Genomic DNA, 20,268 nt, shown 5'->3' with positions numbered 1-20,268 from the left:
GAGCTTCCGCCCCCCGGGCGACCCTCGATCGGGGGTCAGCGGGGGGCGGTGGGCTCGCCGAGCAGGCCGAGGCGGTGGGCCAGCGCGGCGGCCTCCACGCGGTTGCTCACGTCGAGCTTGGCGATGATCCGGGAGACGTGCACGCTGGCCGTCTTCGGCGAGATGAAGAGCTGCTCGGCGATCCGGCTGTTGCTGTGCCCCTCCGCGACCAGGCGCAGCACCTCCCGCTCGCGCAGGGTGAGCAGGTCCGCGCCGGGGCGGCCCCGGGTGGCCCCGCGCAGGCCGACCCGGCGGGCCAGCGTGGCGGCCTGCTCCGCGAGCGGCGCCGCGCCGAGCCGGTCGGCGATCGCGGCTGCCTCGCCCACCGCCGCCGCCACCTCGTCCCGCTCCCCCGCCGCGGCCACCGCCTCGGCGAGCGCCAGCAGCGCGCGTCCGAGCGGGTACGGCTGCCCGTCCGCCCGCCACGCCGCGACCGCCGCCCGCCACGCCGCGAGCGCCTGGTCGCCGGCCGCCAGGAGGGCGCCCACCTGGGCGGCGTGCGCCCGCTCGGCCGGGCAGCGGGCCGGCAGGCCGGCGGCGAGCGCGGACACCGCGGCGGCCAGCTCGGGGTCGCCGGCCCGGGCGGCCGTGCGGGCGACGGCGCTGAGCACCGGCCACCCCTCGCGGGGCAGCTGCGGCAGGCGCTCGTCGGCCAGCGCCGCGTGGGCCGCGCGTACGGCCTCGGCGCGGTCGTCGGCCGCCAGCGCCGCCTCGATCCGCAGCTCCCGCAGCGGCAGCCGGTGGTTCGGCCACAGGTAGGGCCGGGCCAGGAAGCCGAGGGCGCGGCCCACCAACTCGTCCGCGGCGGGGTGGCCTCGGGCCAGCCGCAGGCCGGCGCGGAGCTGGAGCCAGTGCAGCCCCGAGACGCCCGGCAGGTCGATCCGGGCGGCGTCCGCGCAGGCGGCGTCGGCCTCGTCCCAGCGGCCCAGGGCGATCAGCGCCTCGGCCTGGTTCGACAGCAGGTAGGCGCCGGTGGAGCGGCTGATGCCGACCCGCCGCGCCTCGGTCACCCCGGCGGCGGCCGCGTCGGCGGACTCGGCGTACCGGCCCAGCTCGAAGAGCACGTCGGAGAGGTGGACCAGGGCGCTCACCAGCGCCGGCGCGTTCCCGGCCGCGCGGGCCCGTTCCGCCACCCGGCGCAGCTCGGCCAGGCCGAGGTCGACCGAGGCCGCGGTGCGGCAGAGCAGCACGATCCGGGCCGGCAGCAGCTCCAGGTCCTCGCCGAGCGCCTCGGCCGCCGCCGTCGCCTCGGCCGCGAGCGCGCCGGCCTGCTCGGGGTCGATCCTGATCAGGTGCGCCGCGATGTCGGCGAGGAGCCGGACCCGCTCCGGCCCGTCCGGCACCCCCGAGGCCAGCCGGTACGCCTCCCGCAGCTCCGTCGTGCCGTCGCTCTTGCCGAGCATGGCCAGCATCCGGCCGCGCCGGTCCAGCAGCCGCGCGGCGCGCAGCGGCTCGGCGTCGGTGTCCACCTCGGCCAGGGCGGCCCGGGTGAGGGTGAGCGCGCGCTGGTAGTCGCCGGCGGTGGTGGCCGCCGCGATGGTCTCCTCCAGCACCGCGAGGTGGTCCATGTCGAGCCGGTCGGCCGCGTCGGGCACCAGCTCCCACAGCTCCAGCACCCGCTCCAGCAGCCGGCTCTGCTCCGCGTACGCGTACCGGTCGGCGGCGGCGCGGGCGGCGGTGCGGGCGGTCACCAGGGCGCGGGGGTGGTCGTGGGCGGCGTACCAGTGGTGGGCGATCTCGGCCGGGGCGCGACCGGCGACGACCAGGTGCGGCTGCGCCTCGATGGCCGCCGCGAAGCGGGCGTGCAGCCGGGCGTGCTCACCGGGCAGCAGCTCGTCGTGCACCGCCTCGCGGACCAGGGCGTGCCGGAACTCGTAGTCGCCCTCCGGGTCGGCCACGACGAGCTGGGCGGCGACGGTGGCGCGCAGCGCGTCCTCCAGCTCGGGCTCGGGCAGCCCGGCCACCTCGGCGATGAGCTGGTGGGCGAAGCGGGTGCCGCCGGCGGCGGCGATGCGCAGCACCCGCTGGGCCGGGTCGGGCAGCCGGTCCACCCGGGCCAGCAGCAGGTCGCGCAGCGTCTCGGGCAGCGCGGCGCAGCCGACCGGGCCGCCGGCCGCGGCCAGCTCCTCGATGAAGAACGGGTTGCCCTGGGTGCGGTCGTGGATGTGGTCGACCGCCCGGGCGAGCGGCTCGGCGCCGAGCAGGTCGGCCAGGATCGCGCCGGTGCCGTCCCGGTCGAGGCGGCCCAGCTCGATCCGTTCGACGCCGCGGGCCCGGTCCAGCTCGGCGAGGAAGGGCCGCAGCGGGTGCCCGCGGTGCAGCTCGTCGGTGCGGTAGGTGCAGACCAGCAGCAGCCGGGCGGTGCGGGCGGCCCGCACCAGGAAGGCGATGAGGTCGCGGGTGGACCGGTCGGCCCAGTGCAGGTCCTCGATCACCAGCACCAGGGGCTGCCCGGCGGCGAGCCGCTCGAACAGCTCGGCGACCAGGTCGAACAGGTAGCCGCGCGGGGCGTCCGAGACCGGCGCCGGGGCGGGCGCGGCGACACCGACCGGCCCCCGGGCCAGCTCCGGCAGGAGGCGGGCGAACTCCGCCTCGTACCCGTCGAATACGCCGGGGCCGTCGCGGCGCAGCACCGCGCGCAGTGCCGCCGCGAACGGCGCGAAGGGCAGGCCGGCCTCGCCGAGTTCGAGGCACTGGCCGACCAGCAGGCGGGCCCCGGCGTCGGTAGCCGACCGGCCGAACTCCTCCGTCAGCCGGGTCTTGCCCACCCCGGCCTCGCCGCCGACCAGCACGGTGGTCGGCTCGCCGACGCGGGCCCGGGCGAGGGCGTCGCGCAGGGCCGCGAGTTCCGGCTGTCGGCCCACGAGGACGGTGCTGGCGGCGCGTGCGGTCACGGCACCGAGCATGCCACGCCCCTCGCCGCCCTCGATTCCGCTGACCGGCCGGCCGGCGACCGACGGCCCGGCCGTCGCCGGGGCGGGCTGCCCGCCGGACGGCGCCGGCCGCGGCGGGGCGCCGGCCCCCGCCGGGACGGTGGCGGCCCCCGCCGGGACGGTGGTGGTCTCCTGCGGGAGGGTGGCGGCCCTCGACGGGTCGGTGGCGGCCCCCGGGGGCGCGGGGGCGCTCACCGGCGGACGTCGCCGGCGCGGCCCGGGTGCTGCCACCGGCCGAGCCAGCCGCGCGTGGAGCGGCGTGGCAGGGCGCGGGCGAGCCGGTCGGCCGCGGCCTCGGCGTGCAGCTCGGCGGCGTGCGTACGGTGGATGGAGAGGATGAAGTCCGCGTCGGTGCCGAACATCTCGGGCTCCCTGAGGTCGTCGTCGCTGTCGACCCTGACTCTCCGCGCGAAGGTGCCCCCGGGGCATGGGTGCGCCGCCTGATCTTCGCCCGTTTCCCCGCCTTACTCCCGACCGCTGGGGGCGGTACGGCGGCGTAAGGTACTCAGCCCGGCCGCGGGTGATCGCGGCGTGCGGCGACCACTAGACTCAGCGGCATGGCAAAGCCCCAGGAGAAGGTCTCGTTCGGCCAGCGGCTGAAGCAGATCGGGATGGTGTTCAAGTTCACCGCCAAGCAGGACAGGTGGTTCGCGCCGCTGGCCGCCGGCGCGGTGCTGATCCCGCTCGCGCTCACCGTGGTCGCGGTCCTGCTCTGGGGCTGGATCTGGCTGCCGCTGGGCATCCTGCTCGCCCTGCTCTGCCTGCTGATCGTGCTCAACCTGCGGTCCAACCGGGCGATGATGAACGCCGCCGAGGGGCAGCCGGGCGCGGCGGCCCAGATCATGGAGAGCATGCGCGGCGACTGGCGGGTCACCCCGGCCGTCAGCTCCACCACCCAGATGGACATGGTCCACCTGGTCATCGGCCGGCCCGGCGTGATCCTGCTGGCGGAGGGCAACCCGCAGCGGGTGCGCGGCCTGCTCGGCCAGGAGAAGCGACGGCTTGCCAAGGTCATCGGCAACGCACCGCTGCACGACTACGTGATCGGGCAGGAGGAGGGCCAGCTGCCGGTCCGCAAGTTGCGGATGACCCTGATGCGGCTGCCGCGCACGCTCAGTGGCAAGGACGTCAACTCCCTCGACAAGCGGCTCAAGGCGCTCACCGCCCGCCCGCAGATGCCCAAGGGCGCGATCCCGAAGAACATGCGGCCCCCGCGCGGCGCGTTCCGCCAGTCGCGCGGTCGCTGACCCACCGGGACGTACGCAACGAGAGCCGGGCCCTGTCGGGCCCGGCTCTCGCGTCTCTCCCCCTCCCGCGCGTCCCGCTCCTCGGCGATCTTGCAGTTTCGGCCCCACCTCTGCCGCTCATGCCCCGTTCGTCCGGGCAGGAAATGCAAGATCGCGGGAGGGAGGAGGGGCGGGCGGGGAGGGGCGGGGGGTCAGGGGCGGGGGGCGTCGGTGACGACCGAGCCCGCGAGGCGGTCGTGCAGGCCGCGGCGGTGGTTGTCCATCAGCAGGGCCGGCACTACGAGGGCGAGCAGCACGCCGCGCAGCAGCCCCCGGACGAGGCCGATGCGCCCGCCGTCGGCCCAGGCGACGCAGCGGATCTTCGTGATGAACATGCCCGGCGTCTGGGCGAACAGCCCGAGGAAGAAGCCGTACTCCAGGATCAGCACCAGCACGGGCGCCCACCCGTCGCGGACCGGGTCGGCGAAGCCCCGGGCGGCGAGGAGGCAGAGCACCCAGTCGATCACCAGCGCGCCGAACCGGCGGCCCAGGCTGGGCGGGGTGAAGGCGAGATCGGACGCGGGCGGCACGGGGCGGTCAGGCGGGTTGCTCACAACGGTCAAGGGTATCCAGGGCGTACGGGCGGCTCGGGGACGGTCGCCGGCACCCCGAGCGCAAAAAGGGACCAAAGCGAGCAAGTGTCAATACACTGGCACAGCCGGTGGTGTTCCGTCGCCGCTCGCCTTCGCCGGAGCAGCACGGATGACGCTCCGCGAGGGACGTAACACGGCAGAAACACTCAAGACACGGCCGGGCAACCGCGCGGCCATAGCGTCGCCAGGAGCCTAGCCACCCGTGGACGTGCCAGGAGGACGTGTGTTCGCCAATCCCGAGGAACTCCTGCGATACCTCAAGAACGAGGACGTGAAGTTCGTCGACGTACGTTTCTGTGACCTGCCCGGCGTGATGCAGCACTTCAACCTGCCGGTCGAGTCCGTCGACGACGAATTCTTCACCGAGGGCCTGGCCTTCGACGGTTCGTCGATCCGCGGTTTCCAGGCGATCCACGAGTCGGACATGCTCCTGCTCCCGGACGTCGCCACCGCCTTCATCGACCCCTTCCGGGCGCAGAAGACCCTCGCGCTCAACTTCTTCATCCACGACCCGTTCACCCGCGAGGCCTACAGCCGGGACCCGCGCAACGTGGCGAAGAAGGCCGAGGCGTACCTGGCGGCCAGCGGCATCGCCGACACCGCCTACTTCGGCGCGGAGGCGGAGTTCTACATCTTCGACTCCATCCGCCACGAGACCTCGGCGCACCAGTCGTTCTACTACATCGACTCGGTCGAGGGCGCCTGGAACTCCGGCCGCGAGGAGCCGGGCGGCAACCGCGGCTACAAGACCCCGTACAAGGGCGGCTACTTCCCGGTGCCGCCGGTGGACCACTACGCCGACCTGCGCGACAGCATCGTGCGCCGGCTGGTCGACACCGGGTTCACCGTGGAGCGCTCGCACCACGAGGTGGGCACCGCCGGCCAGTCCGAGATCAACTACCGGTTCTCGACCCTGCTGCACGCGGCCGACCAGCTCCAGCTCTTCAAGTACATCGTGAAGAACGAGGCGTGGGCCAACGGCAAGACCGCCACCTTCATGCCGAAGCCGCTCTTCGGCGACAACGGCTCCGGCATGCACACCCACCAGAGCCTGTGGCTGAACGGCGAGCCGCTGTTCTACGACGAGACCGGCTACGCCGGCCTGTCGGACATGGCCCGCTGGTACATCGGCGGCCTGCTGCACCACGCCCCGTCGCTGCTGGCCTTCACCAACCCGACGGTCAACTCGTACCGCCGGCTGGTGCCGGGCTTCGAGGCGCCGGTCAACCTGGTCTACTCGCAGCGCAACCGCTCCGCCTGCACCCGCATCCCGGTGACCGGCAGCAACCGGAAGGCCAAGCGCGTCGAGTTCCGCGTGCCGGACCCGTCGGCCAACGTCTACCTGGCCTTCTCGGCGATGATGATGGCCGGCCTGGACGGCATCAAGAGCAAGATCGAGCCGCCGGCGCCGATCGACAAGGACCTGTACGACCTGCCGCCGGAGGAGTGGGGCGACGTCAAGCAGGTGCCGGGCTCGCTGCCCGAGGTGCTCGACGCGCTCGAGGCCGACCACGACTACCTGCTCGACGGCGGCGTCTTCACGCCCGACCTGATCTCCACCTGGGTCGAGTGGAAGCGGACCAACGAGGTCGACCCGGTGCGCCTGCGCCCGACCCCGCACGAGTTCGCCATGTACTTCGACTGCTGACGCATCAAAGGATCGCAGAAGGAAGGCCCTGGGCGAACCCAGGGCCTTCCTTCTTGTGAGCCTGCCGCTGTCCTGCCACTCCATCCGCACCGGCCGGGCCGCTCCGCGACTCGCGTGATCGGTGGAACACCATGGCTGTCACCCGAGGGTTTGACAGCCATGGCGTTCCACTCGACGCGACCGATCCGCGCTCAGGCGTCCGCACCGCCCGTCGAGGCGGCAACGCACCGCTGAGCGACGCGGCCGGAGCGGTTGCTTCGCCCGGCCGCGCAACGGCCACCCACATACCTTCGCGTCCGTTATATTGCGGGCGTGGACACACCGCTGCGCGAACCCACCTTCCTGATCCTCACCGCGCTAGCCGGCGAGCCGATGCACGGCTACGGCCTGATCGGCGAGGTCGCCAGCCTCTCCGACGGGCGCGTGTCGCTGCGCCCCGGAACCCTCTACGGGGCGCTCGACCGACTCGTTGACGCCGGCCTGGTGACAGTCGACCGGGAGGAGGTGGTGGACGGCCGGCTGCGCCGCTACTACCGCCTCTCCCCCACCGGCGACGCCACCCTCGCCGCCGAGACCGAACGCCTACGCCGCAACGTCGAGGCCGCCACCGCCCGGCTACGCGCCCGCGTGGCCCGGCCACTCGCCCCGCGTACCGCCGGAGGGTTGGTATGAACGGGCTGGAGCGGCGTTACCACCGCCTGCTGCGTGCGTACCCGGCCGAGTACCGGCGGGCGCGCGGCGCCGAGATCGTCGGCACGTACCTCGACCTGGCCGGGCCGGGCCGGCGCTGGCCGTCCCCGGCCGACGCCGCCGACCTGCTGCGCGGCGGCCTCCGCCAGCGGCTGCGGGCCGCCGGGGCCGCCGACCTGATCCCGGGCGTACGCCTCGCCGCCGTCCTCGCCTTCCTCACCGCGACCGCCTTGGCGGCTGTCTGGTCGGTGCTGGAGCTGGACCCGCCGATGGCGGAGTGGGGCGTGCCGAGCGCAGGGCCGTTCGTCTCGCTCGGGATCGGGGTGTGGGCCGCCTGGCTGCTCGCCGCGGCGGTGCACGTGCTGGCACCGGGCCGGTGGACCCGCCGGGGCGTGGCCCTCGCCCTGCTGCTCACGGTGGCGGTCGTGCCGGTCGCGGCCCTCGTCGGCCTGCCCCGCCCGCCGTTGTTCGTGCTGCTGCCGCAGGTCGGGTTGGGGCTGGTGGCGCTCGGCCTGCCCGAGCGGCTGCCAGCGCTGCTCCGGGCGGCACCCCTGCTCGCCATCGCCGCCGCCGGCCTCGCGGGTGTCAACCTGCTGGCCAGCTACGACTTCCACATCAGCTACTACGGCTGGACGGCGAGCCAGATCCTGCCCGGCGCCGCCGTGGTGCTGCTCGTCGTGGTGCTGCTGCTCGGGACGGGGCTAGCCCTGCGGGCCGACCGCCGGGGTGGCTGGGCCCTACTCACCCTGCTCACCCCGATCGGCCTGCTCTCCCTGCGCCCGCTGGCCGACGCGCTGTACGGCCAACTGCGCGGGTTTCCGGCCACCCCGGGCTGGTCCGCGCTCGCCGCCACGGCCGTCGTGGTCGGCCTGGCCGGCCCCGCGCTGCTGCCGCTGGCGGTCGCCCTGCGCGGGCGTGTGCGCGGACCCGGCCCGGTCGGGCCCGTCGGCCGCTGCCCGACCTGCGGGGCACATCGTTGAGCACGCCGTCCCAGTCGATCAGCGGGGCCCGTCAGGCCGGCGGCGCGGCACGGGCCCGGCGCAGCCGGAGCAGGCCCCAGACCGCCAGCCCGACGACCAACGCGGTCATCGCCAGCGCGCCCGGGGCCTTGCTGAACCGGGCCAGGTTGGCGCCGTCGGGCAGGGTGAGGAAGGCCACCGCCGCGCAGGGCAGCACGAACCAGGTGGTCCGGGTCGCGGCGACCGCGAGCAGGGCCAGCGGCCAGGTGGCGTACCAGGGGTGGAAGACCGGGGCGAGGAGGACCGTGGCGGCCAACGCCAGCCCCGCGCCGAGCAGGGTCACCCGGGGCCGGGCGGCGGCCAGGCGGGCCACCCGCTGCCGGACGTCGTTCAGCCCGCGCAGCTGCGACCAGGCCCGCCACCACAGCGCCGCCACGAGCACGGCGAGCAGCAGCAGCGCCACCGCGCGGGTCACCGGCACTGCGGCCGGGTCCCGGCCGACGAGCCCGCCCGCGTAGTCGACGACAAAGCCCACCGCCGTCGGCGGGGACGTCCACTGCTCGGAGTCGCCGCTGCGGCTCAGCCCGCCCACCCAGCCGAGCCCGAGCCCGGACAGCAGCGAGGCGACCGCCACCGCGCCGAGCGCCCCGCCGGCCAGCCACCCGGCGTCGCGCAACAGCGCCCGTACGGTGTAGCGGCCCAGCACCGCGGCCAGCGCCGCGAAGGGGAGCACCACCACGGCGGTGGCCTTCACCGTCACCGCCAGCCCGAGCAGCACCCCGGCCACCAGCAGCGGCTTCGGCTTGCCGGGCCGGCGGACCAGCACCAGCAGGCCCAGCAGCAGCAGGCCGAGCATCACCGCGTCGTTGTGCGCGCCGGCCACCAGGTGCACCCCGACCAGCGGGCAGGCGAGCACCAGCCAGGCCGCCCGGCGGGTGGGCACGCCGGCCGCCCGGGCCAGCCCCGGCAGGCAGAGGGCGGCCAGCAGCAGCCCGGCGACGGAAACCAGCCGGAGCGCCACGACCGTACCCACCAGGCCGCCGCCGAGGGCCACGGCGAGCGCGGCGAGCAGCACGAAGAACGGCCCGTACGGCGCGGGCGTGTCCCGCCAGATCGGCGCGACCGACTCCACCCAGGGGCAGCCGGCCTCGGCCACCCCGGTCGCGTACGGGTCGACGCCGTGCGCGTACGCCCAGCCCTGGCAGGCGTAGGAGTAGACGTCCCGGCTGCCCAGCGGTGGGGTGACCAGCAGCGGCAGCGCCCACAGTCCGGCGGTCAGGTACGCCCACCGCGTCGACGGCACGCCCCGGCGCAGCGCCCACCAGGCACCGACCAGCAGGGCCGTGCCGACCAGCCAGGCGCCCAGCACCAGCAGCCCGGTGTCCGACCGCCAGCGGTCCGCCGGGGTGGCGTCCAGCGGGATCGACGGCAGCGCCCCGCCCAGCCAGCCGGCGACGGCCAGCAGCACCGCCCCGGCCAGGCCGGCGTACCGGGCCAGGCGGGCGGCGCCGGGCGTCGGCGGGGTGTCGGGCGAGGTGGGCCGCGAGGTGTCGGGCGGGGTCGGTGGCGGGGAGCCGGGAGTGGTCACCGGCGTCTTCTCCTCAGTCCACGGCGGCCGGCCGGCGGGCCGCCCGAGCCGACCGTACCAAGCGGACGGCCACCACGATCACCAACAGCGTCATCAGCGGGGCGCCGGCCGTCTTGCTGTACCGGGCCAGCCCGGTGCCGTCCGCGAGGACCAGGAACGCCGAGACGATCGCGACGACCGCGAACCAGCCGGTGCGCCGCGACGTGGCCGCGAGCACGGCCAGCGGCCAGGTCCAGTACCAGGGGTGGAACAGCGGGGCGAGCGCGACGGTGGCGGCCAGCGCCAGGCCGGCGTGCCACAGCGGCTCCCGGGTGCGGGCCCGCCACCACAGCCAGATCAGCACCAGCGCGAGCACGGCCATCCCGATCCCCCGGGTGACCGGCAGCGGGTCGCCGTGCCAGCCGAACGGCGCGGCGAGGTAGGCGACGGTCTGCCCCACCGCCGTCGGCGGCGAGGTCCAGGCGATCACCAGGCCGCCCTGCTCCAGCCCGGTGACCCAGCCGAAGCCGAGGCCGGTGGCGAGGGTCGCGCCGACGACCGCCGCGAGCGCCCCGCCGACCACCCACCCGCCGTCGCGGAGCAGCGCCCTGATCGAGTACGCCCCGACGATCGCGGCGAGCGCCGCGAACGGCACCACCACCAGCGCGGTGATCTTGACGGCGGCGGCGAGGCCGAGCAGCGCTCCCCCGGCGAGCAGCGGACCGGGGCGGCCCGGCCGGGCCGCCACCACCGCCAGCCCGGCCACGAGCAGCCCCACCATCAGGGCGTCGTTGTGCGCCCCCGAGACCAGGTGCACCCCGATCAGCGGCGAGCCCAGCGCCAGCCAGACCGCCCGGCCCGCCGGCACCCCGCAGCGCCGGGCCAGCACCGGCAGGCAGGCCGCGGTCAGCCCCACCCCGGCCACCGCGAGCAGCCGGAACAGCACGATGCTGCCGTACAGCGACCCGGTCGCCTCCACCACCGCTCCGGCGAGCAGCACGAACAGCGGCCCGTACGGGGCCGACGTGTCCCGCCAGATGTAGGAGATGGTGTCCAGCCACGGGCAGGGCAGCGCCGAGACGCCCTGCTCGTACGGGTTGATGCCGGCGGAGTAGCTGGCGCCCTGGCAGGCGTACGCGTAAACGTCCCGGCTGCCCAGCGGCGGCGCGACCAGCAACGGCAGCAGCCAGAGCCCGACGGTCACCAGGGCCCAGCGGGTCGACGGCACCCGGCCGCGCAGCGCCCACCAGGCGTACGCCATCAGGCCGGTGCCGACCGCCCAGGCGGCGATGATCAGCGGGCCGTGCGGACCCTGCCAGATGCTGACCGGGGTGGGGCGCAGGTCGCCGTCGGGCAGCGCTCCGCCGAGGAACGCGGCCACGGCGAGCAGCGTCGAGCCGGCCAGGCCGAGCCAGCGCGCGAGGTGGTGAGGCACGCCGGACATGCTGCCAGTACGGTGGTCGCGGTACGGAGGTGGGCATGCGGCGCAGTCGGGTGGTGGCGGTGGCCGCCGCGTCCGCCGTGCTCCTCGGCGTGACGTATCTCGCCCTCCCGCCGACCGGTTCCGACCTCGCAGCGCAGGTCGCCCGGGCCGACTTCTTCGCCGCCCACGGCCTCGCCCCGGTCGACCTGCGGTGGTACGGCGGGGTCCAGCAGTTCGGCTACAGCCTGGTCTCCCAGCCGGTGATGGCGCTGCTCGGGGTGCGGGTCACCGGCGCGCTGGCGCTGGTGGCGGCGGCGACCGCGTTCGCGGCGCTGCTGGTGCGCACCGGGGTGCCGCGGCCGCTGCTCGGCAGCCTGGTCGGAGTCGTCACCATCGCCGGCAACCTGGTCTCGGGCCGGGTGACGTACGGCCTCGGGGTGGCCTTCGGCCTCGGCGCGCTGCTCGCCCTCACCCTTCCCCGCGGCCCGGCCGCACCGGCCGACGCCCGGCGGCTGCTGGTGACCACCGGCCTGGTCGACTCCGGCCCGGACCGGCGGGCCCGGCGGCGGCAGCTCGCGCGGCTCGGGCTGGCGGTCGCCGGGGCGCTGCTGGCCTCGGCGACGAGCCCGGTGGCGGGCCTCTTCGTCGGCCTGGCCGGCGCGGCGCTGCTGCTCACCCGCCGGTACGCCGACGGCCTGGCGCTCGGCGTCGCCGCCGCGCTGCCGCTCGGGGCGGCCGCGCTGCTCTTCGGCGACGGCGGCTGGATGAACATCAGCCGCACCGACACGCTGCGCGCCGTGCTGACCAGCCTGCTGGTCGCCGCGCTGGTGGCGTACCGGCCGGTGCGCGTGGGTGCGCTGCTCTCGGCGGCCGGGGTGCTGGCGGCGGCGCTGGCGCACACCCCGGTCGGGCTGAACGCCACCCGGCTGGCCGTCATGTTCGCCCTTCCACTGCTGGCCGCCGCCGCCCGCCCCCCGGCCCGGCTGACGCGGTGGTGGGCCCGCCGCGGCCGGGGCGCGGCGGGCTCGGCCCGGCCGTCACCCGGGGGCTCCTCGGCCCGCTCGCCGTCGCAGGGGCGGGGCACGGTCGGGGGCCGTGTCGCGCTGGCCGCGCTGCTGGCGGCGGTGTGCTGGTGGCAGCCGCCGGTGCCCCCCGCCGACCTGCACAGCGTCGACGACCCGACCGGCCGGGCCGCGTACTTCACGCCGCTGCGGGAGTTCCTCGACGGGCAGCGGCTCACCGGCCGGGTCGAGGTGCCGCCGACCCGCAACTACTGGGAGGCGGCGAGGCTGGGCGAGGTGCCGTTGGCCCGGGGCTGGCTGCGGCAGGCCGACATCGACCGGAACCCCCTGTTCTTCACCACCGTCCCGGGCGCGGCCGGCACCGGGGTGCCGCTGACCGCCGCGAGCTACCGGGACTGGCTGGCCGAGAACGCGGTGCAGTTCGTCGCGGTGCCGGACGCCCCGCTGTCGTGGGTGGGGCGGGCCGAGGCCGAGCTGGTCACGGGCGGCCTGCCGTACCTCACGCCCGTCTGGTCCGGCCCGCACTGGCGGGTCTGGGCGGTCGCCGAGCCGACCCCGATCGTCGGCGCGCCGGCCGACCTCGTCGCGCGGGACGGCGCCTCGGTGACCTTCCAGGCGCCGGCCGCCGGCACGGTGCCGGTCCGGGTGCGGCACAGCCGCTGGCTGACCGCCTCCGGCGGCGCCACCGTCGCCGCCGACGGCGACTGGACCGCGGTGACCGTGCCGCGCGCCGGGACGTACCGCCTCGGCAGCTGACCGAGGCGCCTCCCGCTTTTTGCCACCTCGGCAACGTTCCTTGCTCCCTCCGCCGGCGGCGCGCACGATCGACGCGACAGGTCACCGAGGGCAGCGCACAGGAGGACGAGACGTGCACCACGAGGCGACGGCCGGAGACCCCCGGCAGGGCCACCATCATCACCACCACCATGACGCTCCGGCGGCGCCGGTGGTCGCCCCGCGGCCGCACCCGGACGTGGACGACGAGACCGCGCGGTTCTGGGAGGAGCTCTACCAGCGGCGCGACCGGGTCTGGAGCGGCCGGGCGAACCCGGTCCTGGTCGAGGTCGCCGGGGCGCTGCCGGCCGGCACCGTGCTGGACCTCGGCTGCGGTGAGGGCGGCGACGCGATCTGGCTGGCCGGGCAGGGCTGGCGGGTGACCGCGGTCGACGTCGCCGAGACCGCTCTCGCCCGGGCGGCCGAGGAGGCGTCCGCCGCCGGGGTCGCCTCCCGCATCGAGTTCCGCCGGCACGACCTCACCCGGACCTTTCCGCCGGGCTCGTTCGACCTGGTCTCCGCCCAGTTCCTCCAGTCGCCGCTGGAGTTTCCCCGGGCACGGCTGCTCCAGTCGGCGGCCCGGGCCGTGGCCCCCGGCGGCCGGCTGCTCGTCGTCGAGCACGGCGAGGTCCCGCCGTGGGGGCGCGCCGACCACCCGGACGTGCGCCTCCCCACCCCGCAGGAGACGTTCGCGTCGCTCGACCTCGACCCTGACCGGTGGCACACCGAGCGGCTCGACGCGTCGCGCCGCCAGGGCACCGGCCCGGACGGCGAGATCGGGACCCTGGTCGACAACGTGGTGCTGGTGCGCCGCACGCGGTAGCCCCGGCGGCGGCCGGAACACCCCGGCCGGGCCCGGCCGGCTCAGCCGTCGAGGACCCGTTCCATCGCCGCGCGGGAGCGGCGGCCGGTGCGCAGGTACTCGTCGAGGAACTCGCCGGGATCGTCGCGGCCGAGCAGCCGGACCACCCCGGCCAGCTCGACGCCGTGCCGGGGCAGCTGGTCACCGGCCCGGCCGCGCACCAGCATCAGCGCGTTGCGGACCTGCGCGGCCAGGGTCCAGCCGGCCGCCATCTCGGTGGCGTCCGTCGGGTCGACCAGGCCCGCGTCCCGGGCCGCCGCGAGGGCGTCGAGCGTACGCGTGCCGCGCAGCTCCGGGACCGTCCCGGCGTGCCGGAGCTGGAGCAGCTGCACCGCCCACTCGACGTCGGCGAGGCCGCCCCGCCCGAGCTTGGTGTGGGTCGCCGGGTCGGCGCCCCGGGGCAGCCGCTCGTGCTCCACCCGCGCCTTGATCCGGCGGATCTCCACCACCTGCTCGCGGGTCAGCCCGTCGGCCGGGTAGCGGACCGGGTCGACCATCGCCTCGAACTCCGCGCCGAGGTCGGCGTCGCCGCAGACGAACCGGGCGCGCAGCAGCGCCTGCGCCTCCCACACCTTCGACCAGCGGGCGTAGTACTGCGCGTACGCGGCGAGGCTGCGCACGAGCGGGCCCTGCCGGCCCTCCGGGCGCAGGTCGGCGTCCACGCCCAGCGGCGGGTCGGGCGCGGGCATGCCGAGCAGGCGGCGCAGTTCCTCGGCGATCGCGTGGGCGGCGGCGCTCGCCGCGCCGGCCGCGTTCTCGCCGGCCGGGGGGTCGTAGACGAAGAGCACGTCGGCGTCGGAGAGGTAGTTCGACTCGTACCCGCCCAGGCGGCCCATGCCGATCACGGCGAAGCGCAGCCCCGGCATGGGCGGCTGGGCCGCCCGGGCGGCCCGCAGCGCCGCGGCCAGGGTGGCGTCGGTGACGTCGGCGAGCGCGGCACCCACGGCGGTGACGTCGGCGAGGCCGAGCGCGGCCCGCCCGCCGTCGGGCCGGGGCGGCGACGGGGCCAGCGAGCCGGCCCGGCTCAGCAGGTCGGCGCAGGCGACGCGGACCAGCTCCCGGCGGCGCAGCGCGCGGATGGCCCGGGTGGCCTCGACAGGGTCGGCGTGCCGGGCCGCCGCGGCGGCGAAGCCCTCGCAGAGCACCCCCCTCGGCCGGGGGGTCAGCTCGCTCTCCTCGGCCAGCATCCGCAGCGCCTCCGGCTCGCGGGCCAGCAGGTCGGCGGCGTAGCGGGAGGAGGAGAGCACCCGGGCCAGCCGGCGGGCCACCGGCCCGGAGTCGCGCAGCAGGCGCAGGTACCAGGGCGTGCTGCCGAGCTTGTCGGAGACCTGCCGGTAGTTGAGCAGGCCGCGGTCCGGCTCGGGGGCGTCGGCGAACTCGCTGAGCAGCACCGGCAGCAGGGTGCGCTGGATGGCCGCCGTGCGGCTCACCCCGCCGGTGAGCGCCTGGAGGTGCCGCAGCGCCCCGGCCGGGTCGGCGAAGCCGAGGATCTCCAGCCGGTGCCGGGCCGCCTCCGGGGTCAGCCGCAGCCCGTCGGCCGGCACCCGGGCCACCGACTCCAGCAGCGGCCGGTAGAGCAGCTTGGCGTGCAGCCGGCGTACCTCGGTGGCGTGGGTGACCCACTCGGCGCGGAACTCCTCGACGGCGCTGCGGCCCGGCGTGGCCGCGTAGCCCAGCGCGGCGGCCAGCCAGCGCAGCGCGGCCGGCTCCGTCGGCACGGTGTGGGTGCGGCGCAGCCCCTGGAGCTGGAGGCGGTGCTCGACGCCGCGCAGGAAGCGGTAGCCGCGCAGCAGCGCCTCCCCGTCGGCCCGGCCGACGTAGCCGCCGGCGACGAGCGCGCGCAGCGCCGGGACGGTACCGGGCACCCGCAGCGACTCGTCGCCCCGGCCGTGCACCAGTTGCAGCAGCTGGACGGCGAACTCGATGTCGCGCAGCCCGCCCGGGCCGCGCTTGATCTCGCGCTCCAGCTCCTTCGGCGGGATGTTGTCGATGATCTTCCGGCGCATGGCGCGGACGTCCTCGACCGCCTCGGGGCGCTCGGCGGCCCGCCACACCAGCGGGGCGAGCTGGTCGATCCACTCCCGGCCCAGCGCCAGGTCGCCGGCCGCCGGCCGGGCCTTGAGCAGCGCCTGGAACTCCCACGTCCGCGCCCAGCGCCGGTAGTAGGCGAGGTGGCTGGCCAGCGTCCGCACCAGCGGGCCACGGTTGCCCTCCGGCCGCAGGGCGGCGTCGACCGGCCAGGCGACCAGCCCGCAGACGTGGATCAGCCGGGTGGCGACCGTGGTGGCCGCGGTGAGGTCGTCGTCCTCCGCGGCCACGAAGATCACGTCGACGTCGGAGACGTAGTTCAGCTCGTCACCGCCGCACTTGCCCATCGCCACGACGGCGAGTCGGGGCCGGGGGGTGCCCTCCGGCAGCTCGCCGACGGCGATCTCGTACGCCGCCGCGAGGGTCGCGTCGGCCAGCGTGGAGAGCGCGGCCATGGTCTGCTCCAGGCCCCGGCCGTCGGTCAGGTCGGCCGCCGCGATCCGCAGCAGCGCCAGCCGGTACGCCCTGCGCAGCACCGCGACCGGCTGCCCGGCGCCGGACAGGTCGAGCCGGCCCTCCGCGGTCGGCGCGAGCCCGTCCGGGGCGGTGCGCAGGGCCGGCCACTGGTCGGGGTTGGCGACCAGGTGGTCGCCCAGCGCCGAGGAGGCGCCGAGGACGGCGATCAGCCGGCGGCGCAGCCCCGGGTCGTCCGCGAGCGCCGCCAGCAGCGCCGAACCGGCGGCTGCCGGACCGGCGGCCCGGCGCTCGGCCTCGACGATGCGGTGCAGCTGGCGCAGCGCCAGGTCCGGGTCGGCGGCCCGGGAGAGCGCGGCGAGCAGCTCCGCCGCACGGTCGTCGGTCGGCTCCTGCACGTCCGGTCGCCACAGGCCCAGCCCGTCGGGGCCGAGCAGGTCGGCGGCGCGGGTGGCGCCGTCGCCGCCGACGATGCCGAATCCGTAGCGGGCGAGCCGTCCCGCGGCGCTGGTCGGCCGGCTCATCACTGCCCGAGCAGCGGCAGGCTGCGGCGGGACGGGTCGTCGCCCAGCTCGCCGAGGGCCAGCGCGGCGAACCGGGCGGCGAACGGCTGCCAGACCTCCTCGACGTCGACCATCACCGCGTGGCAGGCCGCCACCACCAGGTCCGGGTCGTAGCCCAGCTCGGCCAGCAGCGCCGAGTCGGTGGCCCAGTCGGCGATCATCGCGGTGTCGCACTCGATGTGGAACTGCAGGCCCCAGGCCCGGTCGCCGAGGCGGAACGCCTGGTGCGGGTAGCGGGTGGAGGCAGCCAGCAGGGTGGCGCCCCGGGGCAGCTCGGTGATCTCGTCGGAGTGCCACTGGAGCACGTCGGGGATCAGCGGGACGTAGCGGAACAGCGGGTCGGCGTCGGCGGCGTCCCGCTTGCCGACCACGCCGGGCCCGACCTCCGGCCCGGACGCGCTGCGCGCGACCTCGCCGGCGTGGGCGGTGGCCAGCAGCTGCGCGCCCAGGCAGATGCCCAGGGTGGGCACCCGGTGCCGGACGGCCTTGCGGAGCAGCCCCTCGACGGCGGGGAACCAGGGCGCGCCGGGTGCGCCGTCCGGCAGCGGATACGCCTGCTGCTCGCCGCCCAGCACCACCAGCGCGGAGTATCCCTCCAGGTCGGCGGGGAGCTGGTCGCCGGCGTGCGCGCGTACCACCCACAGGTCGAGGCCCGCCTCGGTCAGCCACTCGCCGAGCCGGCGGACGTCGTCGGTCGGGTCGTTCTCGATCACCAACGCGGTAGCCACGACGTCGAGGCTAGCCGGTGACTCCGGCGGGCCCCGAACGCCTCCACCGGCGCGGCACCGGCCTCGCCGGCCGACCGGACCAGCCGGCCCACGCTCGGCGGAGTGGGCCGACCGGTACGTGGACCGCGCCCCGCCGCGACTAGGCTCTGCCGCTGTGTCCGACCATGCCAGCACGACTCCCGCCGCGGTACGTCCGCCGGTGCTGCGCCCCGGCGACACGGTGATGCTGGTGTCGCCGTCGGGGCCGACCCGGCCCGAGCGGGTGGCCCGGGGCATCGAGCTGCTCACCGGCTGGGGGCTGCGGCCGGTGCTGGCGCCGAACGCGTACGCCCGGCAGGGTTACCTGGCCGGCGCGGACGAGCTGCGCGCCGCCGACCTGAACGCGGCGTTCGCCGACCCCGAGGTGCGCGGAGTGATCTGCACGCGGGGCGGGTACGGCGTGCAGCGGATCGTCGACGCGATCGACATGGCCGCCGTACGCCGGGACCCGAAGGTGGTCGCCGGCTTCTCCGACATCACCGCGCTGCAGCTCGCGCTGTGGCGGGGCGCCCGGCTGGCCGGCGTGCACGGCCCCGGGGCGGCCTGGCTGGACGAGCGCACCCCGCTGCGTTCGGCCGAGTCGCTGCACGCCGCCCTGATGACCACCGAGCCGGTGACGGTGACGGCCGTCGCCGAGGAGGAGACGTTCCCGGTGCGGGTGCCCGGGAGGGCCAGGGGCCCGCTGCTGGGCGGCAACCTCTGCCTGATCGTGGCGTCGCTGGGCACCCCGGACATGCCGGACCTGACCGGGGCGGTCCTGTTGGTCGAGGACGTGCAGGAGCCGCCGTACAAGGTGGACCGGATGCTCACCCAGCTCCGCCGGGCCGGCGCGCTGGACGGGCTGGCCGGGGTGGCGGTCGGTCAGTTCACCGGCTGCGCGGACGGCTGGTCGACCAGCGTCGCCGACGTGCTCTCCGAGCGCCTCGGCGACCTCGGCGTCCCGGTCCTCGGCGGCCTGCCCGTCGGCCACGGCGTCGGCCAGCTCACCGTCCCGGTCGGCACCGACGCCACCCTCGACACGACGACGGCCACCCTCACGATCACCCCCGCCGTCCACTGACCCGGCTCAGGCGGGTCAGGGCGTCAGGTGGGCCAGGGCGCCGGTTTCCAGGGCGGCCCAGACCGTGCCGTCGGGGGCGACCGTGATGCCGTGCGGCTCGGCGGCCGGGGTCGGGAGGTCGTGGGTGACGATCGTGCCGTCCGGGGCGACGTGGCCGATCCGGTTGCCGCCCCACTCGGTGAACCAGCAGCCGCCGGCCGGGTCGGCGACGATCGCGTGCGGCCGGGCGGCCCGGTCCGGCAGCGGGTACTCGTCGATCCGCCCGTCCGGGGTGATCCGGCCGAGCTGGCCGGCGCCGATCTCGACGAACCAGAGCGCGCCGTCCGCTCCGGCCGTGATGCCCACCGGGGCGGCGCCCTCGGTCGGCAGTTGGTGCAGCGCCACCGCGCCGTCCGTGCCCATTCGGCCGACCGCGTTCGCCTGGTTGAGCGTGAACCAGACGGCCTCGTCCGGGCCGGCGGCGACCATCGAGGCGAAGCCGCCGCTCACCGGCAGCGGAAACTGGGTCACCTCCCCGTCGGTGGTGACGCGGCCGATCGCGTCGGCGGTCATCGCCGCGTACCAGAGGGCGCCGTCGGGACCGGCGGCGATGCCGCAGGGGCCGCTCCCGGGCGGGAGCGCGACGGCGCTCTGCTCCCCGTCGGTGGTGATCCGGCCGATCCGGTCGTCGCCGGAGCGGGTGAACCAGAGGGCGCCGTCGGGGCCCGGCGTGACGATCAGCGGCCGGCTGTCGGCCGCCACCGGCCAGGTGCGCAGGTCGCCGTCCGCGCCCACCCGGGCGACCGCGCCGGAGTGGACCAGCGTCAGCCAGAGCGCGCCGTCGGGGCCGACGGTGATGCCGTACGGGCCGGCTTCCGCCCCGGTGAGCGGCACTTCCCGGATCTTCGCCAACGCCACGAGGGTCACCTTCCGTCGTTGCTCTGCCCCGGTCGGGCCTGCCGACCGCCAACCCTGACCGCCGGCGCGCGCCGCGGCAACCCGTTTGTCCGGCTCGGCGGACGGATTGCCAGCTCGCTGACAGGTTCACCACGGCTTTCCTCCAGCCGGGTTGGTCACCGTCGGTGAGGTCATCGCACCACCCACCGACCCGATGGAGGACAGCATGTCCCGCACCATGAGGAAGAAGCACCTGCTGGCCGGCCTGGCCGCGGCCGGGGTACTCGGCGTGGGGATCGCGGCGCCGACGGTCGCGTTCGCCGCGGACGGCGGCACCTCGACGCCGAGCGCCAGCGCCAGCGGCAGCGGCAGCGGCAAGGACGAGCGGCAGCAGCAGCGGGCCGAGCGGCAGGCGGAGTTCGCCGAGGCCCTGGCCAAGGAACTGGGCGTCTCCACCGACAAGGTGACGGCGGCGCTGGAGAAGGTGCGCGAGGCGCGGAAGCCGGCCGACCGGCCCGAGCGGGGTGACTCCGCCGACCGGCAGGCCGCGCTGAAGGAGCGCCTGGCGCAGGCGGTCGAGGACGGCAAGCTCACCCAGGAGCAGGCGGACGACGGCATCGTGCACGCGGCCGGCCTGCCCGGCGGCGGCATGGCCGAGATCAAGGAGCGGGCCGAGGCGGAGCGGGTGCTCGCGCCGAAGCTCG

The 20,268-nt window shown here is 76.4% G+C and carries 16 protein-coding genes; 8 read left to right on the top strand and 8 right to left on the bottom strand.

All coding sequences use genetic code 11. From position 1 onward, the window contains the following. Window positions 1–35: 35 nt before the first annotated feature. Together AB0G14_RS28185 and AB0G14_RS28180 are read right to left on the bottom strand one after the other, a co-directional pair. A complete protein-coding gene (locus AB0G14_RS28185) occupies window positions 36–3,167 on the bottom strand; it encodes an AAA family ATPase (protein ID WP_357702461.1) in 3,132 nt (1,043 codons plus the stop codon). Next, window positions 3,164–3,334 (bottom strand): hypothetical protein, encoded by a 171-nt coding sequence (locus tag AB0G14_RS28180; RefSeq protein WP_357702459.1) that lies wholly within the window; start codon window positions 3,332–3,334, stop codon window positions 3,164–3,166. The genes AB0G14_RS28185 and AB0G14_RS28180 overlap by 4 nt, the downstream gene beginning before the upstream one ends. Window positions 3,335–3,529: 195 nt before the next feature. Here AB0G14_RS28180 and AB0G14_RS28175 point away from each other — a divergent pair, with 195 nt between their 5' ends. Next, window positions 3,530–4,219: a DUF4191 domain-containing protein gene (locus AB0G14_RS28175; RefSeq protein ID WP_350679779.1), complete on the top strand. Its 690-nt coding sequence runs from the start codon at window positions 3,530–3,532 to the stop codon at window positions 4,217–4,219. 191 nt (window positions 4,220–4,410) lie between these two features. Here the strand turns inward: AB0G14_RS28175 and AB0G14_RS28170 are convergent, their stop codons facing one another. Continuing rightward, window positions 4,411–4,788: an RDD family protein gene (locus tag AB0G14_RS28170; protein WP_357702505.1), complete on the bottom strand. Its 378-nt coding sequence runs from the start codon at window positions 4,786–4,788 to the stop codon at window positions 4,411–4,413. A 286-nt stretch (window positions 4,789–5,074) separates the two neighbouring features. On the opposite strand from AB0G14_RS28170, the gene glnA reads away from it, so the two are divergent. From glnA to AB0G14_RS28155, 3 genes are all read left to right on the top strand, one after another. Further along, window positions 5,075–6,499: a type I glutamate--ammonia ligase gene (glnA, locus tag AB0G14_RS28165; RefSeq protein WP_357702456.1), complete on the top strand. Its 1,425-nt coding sequence runs from the start codon at window positions 5,075–5,077 to the stop codon at window positions 6,497–6,499. Window positions 6,500–6,811: 312 nt separating this feature from the next. Continuing rightward, complete coding sequence (locus tag AB0G14_RS28160) at window positions 6,812–7,171, top strand: PadR family transcriptional regulator (RefSeq protein WP_357702454.1); 360 nt, start codon at window positions 6,812–6,814, stop codon at window positions 7,169–7,171. After that, window positions 7,168–8,169, top strand: a complete 1,002-nt coding sequence (locus AB0G14_RS28155) for a hypothetical protein (protein WP_357702452.1) — start codon at window positions 7,168–7,170, stop codon at window positions 8,167–8,169. The genes AB0G14_RS28160 and AB0G14_RS28155 overlap by 4 nt, the downstream gene beginning before the upstream one ends. A gap of 31 nt (window positions 8,170–8,200) precedes the next feature. Here the strand turns inward: AB0G14_RS28155 and mptB (AB0G14_RS28150) are convergent, their stop codons facing one another. Continuing rightward, window positions 8,201–9,646, bottom strand: a complete 1,446-nt coding sequence (gene mptB / locus AB0G14_RS28150) for a polyprenol phosphomannose-dependent alpha 1,6 mannosyltransferase MptB (protein WP_357702503.1) — start codon at window positions 9,644–9,646, stop codon at window positions 8,201–8,203. Between the two features lie 103 nt (window positions 9,647–9,749). After that, complete coding sequence (gene mptB, locus AB0G14_RS28145) at window positions 9,750–11,150, bottom strand: polyprenol phosphomannose-dependent alpha 1,6 mannosyltransferase MptB (RefSeq protein WP_357702501.1); 1,401 nt, start codon at window positions 11,148–11,150, stop codon at window positions 9,750–9,752. Window positions 11,151–11,194: 44 nt separating this feature from the next. Between mptB (AB0G14_RS28145) and AB0G14_RS28140 the strand changes: the two genes are divergently transcribed. Continuing rightward, complete coding sequence (locus AB0G14_RS28140) at window positions 11,195–12,916, top strand: hypothetical protein (RefSeq protein WP_357702450.1); 1,722 nt, start codon at window positions 11,195–11,197, stop codon at window positions 12,914–12,916. A gap of 112 nt (window positions 12,917–13,028) precedes the next feature. Then, window positions 13,029–13,757 (top strand): class I SAM-dependent methyltransferase, encoded by a 729-nt coding sequence (locus tag AB0G14_RS28135; RefSeq protein WP_357702448.1) that lies wholly within the window; start codon window positions 13,029–13,031, stop codon window positions 13,755–13,757. A gap of 41 nt (window positions 13,758–13,798) precedes the next feature. Here AB0G14_RS28135 and AB0G14_RS28130 read toward each other — a convergent pair whose 3' ends face one another. Both AB0G14_RS28130 and AB0G14_RS28125 read right to left on the bottom strand, forming a co-directional pair. After that, window positions 13,799–16,822, bottom strand: coding sequence for a bifunctional [glutamine synthetase] adenylyltransferase/[glutamine synthetase]-adenylyl-L-tyrosine phosphorylase (locus AB0G14_RS28130; protein WP_357702446.1), 3,024 nt, complete (start codon window positions 16,820–16,822; stop codon window positions 13,799–13,801). Further along, entirely contained in the window at window positions 16,822–17,589 is a 768-nt protein-coding gene (locus AB0G14_RS28125; protein ID WP_357702444.1) for a type 1 glutamine amidotransferase, read from the bottom strand. Before AB0G14_RS28125 ends, AB0G14_RS28130 begins: the two co-directional genes overlap by 1 nt. A 223-nt stretch (window positions 17,590–17,812) precedes the next feature. Between AB0G14_RS28125 and AB0G14_RS28120 the strand changes: the two genes are divergently transcribed. Next, on the top strand, window positions 17,813–18,688 hold the full coding sequence (locus AB0G14_RS28120; protein ID WP_357702499.1) for an LD-carboxypeptidase: 876 nt from the start codon (window positions 17,813–17,815) through the stop codon (window positions 18,686–18,688). Window positions 18,689–18,703: 15 nt separating this feature from the next. Here the strand turns inward: AB0G14_RS28120 and AB0G14_RS28115 are convergent, their stop codons facing one another. Beyond that, window positions 18,704–19,585, bottom strand: coding sequence for a virginiamycin B lyase (locus tag AB0G14_RS28115; RefSeq protein ID WP_357702442.1), 882 nt, complete (start codon window positions 19,583–19,585; stop codon window positions 18,704–18,706). A gap of 205 nt (window positions 19,586–19,790) precedes the next feature. Here AB0G14_RS28115 and AB0G14_RS28110 point away from each other — a divergent pair. Continuing rightward, window positions 19,791–20,268: hypothetical protein (locus AB0G14_RS28110; RefSeq protein ID WP_357702440.1), on the top strand; the 478-nt coding region annotated here is incomplete at its 3' end.

It is taken from the genome of Micromonospora sp. NPDC023814, from assembly GCF_040639595.1.
Lineage (GTDB): Bacteria > Actinomycetota > Actinomycetes > Mycobacteriales > Micromonosporaceae > Micromonospora.
The sequence above is the reverse complement of the archived record's forward strand: the minus strand, read 5'-3'. Positions and strand labels throughout refer to the sequence as shown.

What these genes read in the sequence shown, in the direction of transcription:
- AB0G14_RS28155 (WP_357702452.1), top strand. Translation starts at nt 7,168, where the DNA reads ATGAACGGGCTGGAGCGGCGTTACCACCGCCTGCTGCGTGCGTACCCG.
- AB0G14_RS28120 (WP_357702499.1), top strand. Translation starts at nt 17,813, where the DNA reads ATGCTGGTGTCGCCGTCGGGGCCGACCCGGCCCGAGCGGGTGGCCCGG.
- AB0G14_RS28140 (WP_357702450.1), top strand. Translation starts at nt 11,195, where the DNA reads ATGCGGCGCAGTCGGGTGGTGGCGGTGGCCGCCGCGTCCGCCGTGCTC.
- AB0G14_RS28180 (WP_357702459.1), bottom strand. Translation starts at nt 3,334, where the DNA reads ATGTTCGGCACCGACGCGGACTTCATCCTCTCCATCCACCGTACGCAC.
- AB0G14_RS28175 (WP_350679779.1), top strand. Translation starts at nt 3,530, where the DNA reads ATGGCAAAGCCCCAGGAGAAGGTCTCGTTCGGCCAGCGGCTGAAGCAG.
- AB0G14_RS28130 (WP_357702446.1), bottom strand. Translation starts at nt 16,822, where the DNA reads ATGAGCCGGCCGACCAGCGCCGCGGGACGGCTCGCCCGCTACGGATTC.